Origin of the sequence: Streptomyces sp. 150FB, assembly GCF_000818195.1 — a bacterium.
GTDB lineage: Bacteria > Actinomycetota > Actinomycetes > Streptomycetales > Streptomycetaceae > Streptomyces.
In genome coordinates this window covers 1,023,784-1,028,975 of record NZ_JTHL01000001.1, presented here as the reverse complement: position 1 = coordinate 1,028,975, position 5,192 = coordinate 1,023,784, and the positions used below count along the sequence as shown (strand labels likewise).

The following is a 5,192-nucleotide window of genomic DNA, read 5'->3' as shown; positions in this document are numbered from 1 at the left end:
CCGGCGGCCCGCTGTCGACTTTGGCCGGATCGGGACGCGGGCGCCGCCGCGGCGCGGCGCCGGCCGTTCGTACGTCTGTCTCCGGCCGGCCGCTTCCGTGTCCGGCGGGGTTCAGTGGCGGTCAGTGGCAGTCAGGGTCGGTCAGCAGCGGTCAGGGTCGGTCAGCGGCGTTCGCGATCCGCCTGCTCGGAGCCGGGGTGGCCGGAGCCGGCGCCAGGAAGGGTGGGCCGGGCCGGGGCCGTGTTCAGCCTGGCAGTGACGACCAGGGTGCTGTCGTGCTGGCTGTCGAGCTGGTAGTCGAGCGGCAGCCCGAGGGCCCGCATGGCGGCGACCATGCCGGTGTTGGACGACTGGGTCACCGCGTACACGCTGGAGCAGCGCGCCTCCGCCGCCAGGGCCGTCAGCTTGCCGAGCAGCTCGGAGCCGATACCGCGCTGCTGCCAGCCGTCCTCGACGATCAGCGCGACCTCCGTCTCGTCCCCGTCCCAGAGCAGGTGCCCGAGGGCGACGATCCGCCCCGACGCCGTCTGGACGGCCAGGGTCCGGCCGAAGCGCGGGCTGAGCAGGTGGTCGAGATAACGGTCGGCGTCAGCGGCCGGGCCGTGGTAGCGCAGGCTCAGGGTGCGCTCCGAGCAGCGGCCGTGCATGGCGAGGGCGGCCGCGTGGTCGTCCGGGCCGGCGCGGCGGATCGTGATGTCCTGGCCCTCGGGGAGGGTGAGGACGTCCTCACCGCGGGGTACGCGCGGGCCGAGCCGGGAGTCGAGTTCGACCAGGGCGCGGGCCCGGGCGAACTCGGTCGGGGTGAAGGGAAGATAGGGACGGTCGACGGTGATCGTGCCGCCGTTCGGCTCACCCAGCCGCATGGACGTCCCTTCCAGTACGCCTTCGACGGGCACGCCGGTGGCGGGTCCGTGGCCGGCGGACGGCGCGGGGGGCTGCGAGTGGATCGTGCAGCGGCCGAGCAACTGGCTCAGGGCGAGCGGCAGTTCCGCCGCGTCGAGTGCGGTACGGGTGGCGAGGCCGAGCACCCGGGTCGGGGTGTCCACCAGGTCGTGCGCGTCGGCGCGCTCGATCCAGGTGTCGGTGCCGCCCGCCGCGGCGATCTCGCGGGTCAGGTCCCTGGCGCCGAACGCCGCGGGGGAGCGCAGCAGGAATTCGTCTATCACTCCGTGGGCGAGCGGATGGGTCTGGAGGGTGAGGATGTCGACCCGGTGCTCGGCGAAGGCCGTGCACAGCGCCGCGAGGCTGCCGGGCTCGTCGCGCACGGTGGTGCGCATCCGCCACAGCGAGGTGGCCGCCGGACGGGCGGCGACGGGGCCCTCGGGCGCCGGGCGCGGCAGCGATGCCCGCGGTGGGGCGTGGCTGTGGCGGCGTGACCACCATGTGTGGAAGGCGGCCGTGGCGATCAGGGCCACCGCCGAGGCGATGAGGAGCACGGTGCCGTCGGGTACGTGGGCGATCATGTTCGCGATCGCCTCGGCCACGACGACGGCCGTGAACAGGGCGGCAAGCTCCACGAGATCCCGCCGCCAGTGATGCGGGCGGCGGGCACTCTTCGCGGACGTCACATCAGTCATGCCGACACTCTGACCGAATGGTGTTGCGCGATCACGAACGGTTTGTGACTGGCGGGTTAAGTATGTATCTGTTCTCTTTTGAAATACTTTTGGCCATTATTGACGCAAAGAGTCCGTGCGAGTGCTGCAATGAGGACGGTTCCCCCATCGGTGATCTCCGGTGATCTTCGGTGAACGTCGGCGGCCCGCGCGCGACGGACGGAACCCAGTCTGCCCGCCGGCCCGGTGAGCCGCACGCGTACATTCCGTGAACGCGCTGTGTCAGAAGGCGATTTCACTCCGTAACTGGCGCAGCATTGGTCTTGACCAACGGGTTGTGCCGTCCTAGGGTCATCAGTTAGTGCAGGAACCTTTAATAAACAAGGGCACGGAAAACCCGCCGGGGACACGGCGATTGCGGAGGATCAGGGTGGGGACCACGCAGCTCGAAACAGTGCCGGAGCCTAAGTACTGGCATCTCAGGACCGTTCTCGGCGAGGCGCTCGACTCCGACTTCGCCGTGGGCGAGGTGCTGCCCAACGAGCGTGAACTCGCCGCTCGGTTCGGTGTCGCACGCGCCACGCTCCGACAGGCGCTCGAACAGCTTGAGTTGGAGGGCCGGCTCCAGCGCCGCAGGGGCGTCGGAACCACCGTCGCGCCGCCCCGGGTGGGCGTGGACGTCTCCACGACCCAGCACGAGTGGCCGGGCACGGTGCAGGACGCCTGGCAGGCGGTCGACTGCACCACCGGCCCCGCGCCGCTCGCCGTGGCCAGGATGCTGGAGGCGGGAGCGGGCGACGACGTCCATGTCGTGCGCCGGATCCGGGTGACCCACGGCCAGTCGGTGGCGGCCGAGTTGCTGTACGTACCGACCTCGTCGGTGCCCGGTCTCTCCGCCATAGACGCGCCGTCGGGACCCGCCCGAGCCCGTGGTGTCCTGCGGGAGTTGCAGCACCTGGGCCTCGACGGGCAGGACCGCGCCGTGGAGTTGGGCTCGGCGGGCGCCGACGACGCCAAGGAGCTGGACCGGCTGCCCGGTGCGCCGGTCCTCGTTGTCACGACGCGCTATGTCGTCGGGGGCGCCACAGCGGCGGTCTCGATGGCCACCTACCGCGCCGACACCTGCCGGCTCACCTTCGGCGACTCCGGCGACCTGGAGATCAGCGACAACCCCCCGGAGCGCAGGGCTTCCTGACCGCCGCGCCCCGAGGCTCGTACCTCCCTGCACGGCGCACTGCGAACGGCCCGTCGCTCAGCGGCGGGCCGTAACCGTTCCCTCCACGGCGAAGAGTTCCTCCTCGACATGGTCGAGCGCCAGTCTCAGCGCGCCCGTCGCGACCGCCGCCTCACCGAGCAGCGACAGCGTCACCCGGGGCGGCCGCAGACAGTAGCGGGAGAGTTCGTCACGCAGCGGATCCAGCACACCGTCCAGGCCCGCCGCCCAGCCGCCGATCACCACCAGCTCGGGGTCGAGCGCGAGGACCAGCGCCGCCACATCGTGGATCAGCCGCTGGATGAACCGCTCGACGGCCTCCTGCGCCCGCACGTCCCCCTGTTTGGCGTCGGCGAAGACCTGGGCCACCGCCTGCTCGTCGAGCGGATGCAGCGGCTCGTCCGTCGTCGACAGGAGCTTCTCCGGCGTCACCCCGCGCCCCAGCAGGTGCAGTGCGCCGATCTCGCCCGCGGCGCCGCCGAACCCCCGGTGCAGCCGCCCGCCGATCAGCGAGCCGGCCCCCGGGCTCAGCCCGGCCAGTACGAAGACGATGTCGTCCGAGTCGGTGGCCGCACCCTTCCAATGCTCGGCCACAGCGGCCGCGTTGGCGTCGTTCTCCACCAGCACCGGGCAGCGGAACGAACGCCGCAGCCGCTCGCCCAGCGCGAGCCCCGTCCACTGCGGCAGCGCCGTACCGAGCCGTACGGTGCCGTCCGCCTCCACGATGCCGGGGCTGCCGACCCCCACCGCGCGCAGCGAACTGCGGGCGACGCCGGTGCGGCGCAGTACGTCGGCCACCACGAGCCTGACCCGTTCGAGGCGTTCGTCGGCGTCGGCCTTCTCCGAGACCTCGCGCGACCCGGCGCCTATGATCCGGCCGTCGAGACCGGAGAGCAGCGCGGCGATCCGGTGCGGCCCGATCTCGATCCCCAGCAGGTGACCGGCCTCGGCCTGGAACCTGAACCGGCGTGCCGGGCGGCCCTGTCGGCGGGCCTCGCCCTCCTCGGGGGCGCACTCGGCGACCAGCCCCGTGTCCATGAGGCCCTCCACCACACCCTCGACCGTCGGCCGGGACAGACCGGTGACCTGAGTCAGGTCGGTGAGCGTGAGAGCACCGGCGCCCCGCAGGGAGTGCAGTACCACTGCTGAGTTGATCCGCCTCAGCAGGGATGGATCTCCGCCGGTCAACCGCCCCACGGTATGTCCTCCCAGCTCGTACGCGCGTGCGGCGATGCTACTCGTTGGTCACCTCTCCCGGCGAGGGTCGATCGGCACCGCTTGCAACGGGTTTCCGATCCCCGCCGGGTGGAGAACCGCCCGTACGCGTACGCCCCTACGGCGCGGTGGCCGCGCGGCGGATCGCCTCGACGGTCAGGTCGATGTCCGCGTCCGTCGTCCGCCACCCGGAGACCGAGACGCGCAGGGCGGTGAGCCCGCGCCACCGCGTCGTGCCGGCCCACGCCGTACCGTCCGCCTGGACCCGGGCGACGACGGCCTGCGTCCTCGCCTCGTCGTCCTGGCCGGCCGGATCGCGGAAGCGGACCATGACCTGGTTGAGGACCACCTCGTTGAGGATGTCGGCGGTCGGCTCGGCGGCCAGGGCCCCGGCGAGGCGCCGCGCCTGGGCGCAGTTGCGGTCCACGAGGTCGGCGATGCCGCTGGCGCCGAGGCTGCGCAGGGCCGCGTAGACGGTGAACCCCCGTGCGCGGCGGGAGGCTTCGGGGACGAAGTGGTAGTTCTCCCGTGCCGCCCGTCCCTCCGCGGTCTCCCCGGGTCCTCCGGCCGTACCGCTGTCGGTCAGGTACGGGGCGCTCTTGCCGGTCGCCGCGCGGTGGTCGGCGGAGTCACGGACGAAGACCATGGCGTTGTCGTAGGGGACGTTGAGCCACTTGTGGGCGTCCACGGCCCATGAGTCGGCCAGCTCCAGCCCGGCCACATGATGGGCCAGCGCCGGGCTGGCGGCGGCCCACAGCCCGAACGCGCCGTCGACGTGGGTCCAGGCGCCGGCCTCCCGCGCGTGCCCGCACACGGCGGTCAGCGGGTCGAAGGCGCCGGTGTCGACATTGCCGCTCTGCGCGCAGACGATCACCGGCCGCCCCGCCAGACGGCGCAGGTGGCGGGCGAGGTCGTCCGGGCGCATGGCGCCCTGGCCGTCGACCTCTACCAGGGTGAGCTGGTCGGTGCCGATGCCGAGGTAGCGCAGCGCCAGATCGATGCTGACATGGCGCTCCGCGCCCGCCAGGACCTGCACGGCGGGCGCCCCGGCGAGTCCGACCCGGTCCACGTCGACGCCGTGGCGGCCCAGTACGGCGTGCCGGGCGGCGGCGAGCGCGGTGAAGTTGGCCATGGTCGCCCCGGTCACGAACCCGCAGGAGACCCCGGCGGGCAGGCCGAACAGCTCGGCCGTCCACTCGGCCGCCACC

Annotated in this window: 4 protein-coding genes; 1 reads left to right on the top strand and 3 read right to left on the bottom strand. The window is 72.5% G+C overall.

Annotated elements, in window-relative coordinates:
• Positions 1–161: 161 nt before the first annotated feature.
• Complete coding sequence (locus QR77_RS03905) at positions 162–1,577, bottom strand: GNAT family N-acetyltransferase (RefSeq protein ID WP_236710532.1); 1,416 nt, start codon at positions 1,575–1,577, stop codon at positions 162–164.
• Positions 1,578–1,986: 409 nt separating this feature from the next.
• Here QR77_RS03905 and QR77_RS03900 point away from each other — a divergent pair, with 409 nt between their 5' ends.
• Positions 1,987–2,751, top strand: coding sequence for a GntR family transcriptional regulator (locus tag QR77_RS03900; RefSeq protein WP_040019687.1), 765 nt, complete (start codon positions 1,987–1,989; stop codon positions 2,749–2,751).
• Positions 2,752–2,808: 57 nt separating this feature from the next.
• Here the strand turns inward: QR77_RS03900 and QR77_RS03895 are convergent, their stop codons facing one another.
• Complete coding sequence (locus tag QR77_RS03895; RefSeq protein WP_040019686.1) at positions 2,809–3,966, bottom strand: ROK family transcriptional regulator; 1,158 nt, start codon at positions 3,964–3,966, stop codon at positions 2,809–2,811.
• A gap of 136 nt (positions 3,967–4,102) precedes the next feature.
• A partial coding sequence (locus QR77_RS03890; RefSeq protein ID WP_040019685.1) for a pyridoxal-dependent decarboxylase occupies positions 4,103–5,192 on the bottom strand: 1,090 nt, incomplete at its 5' end.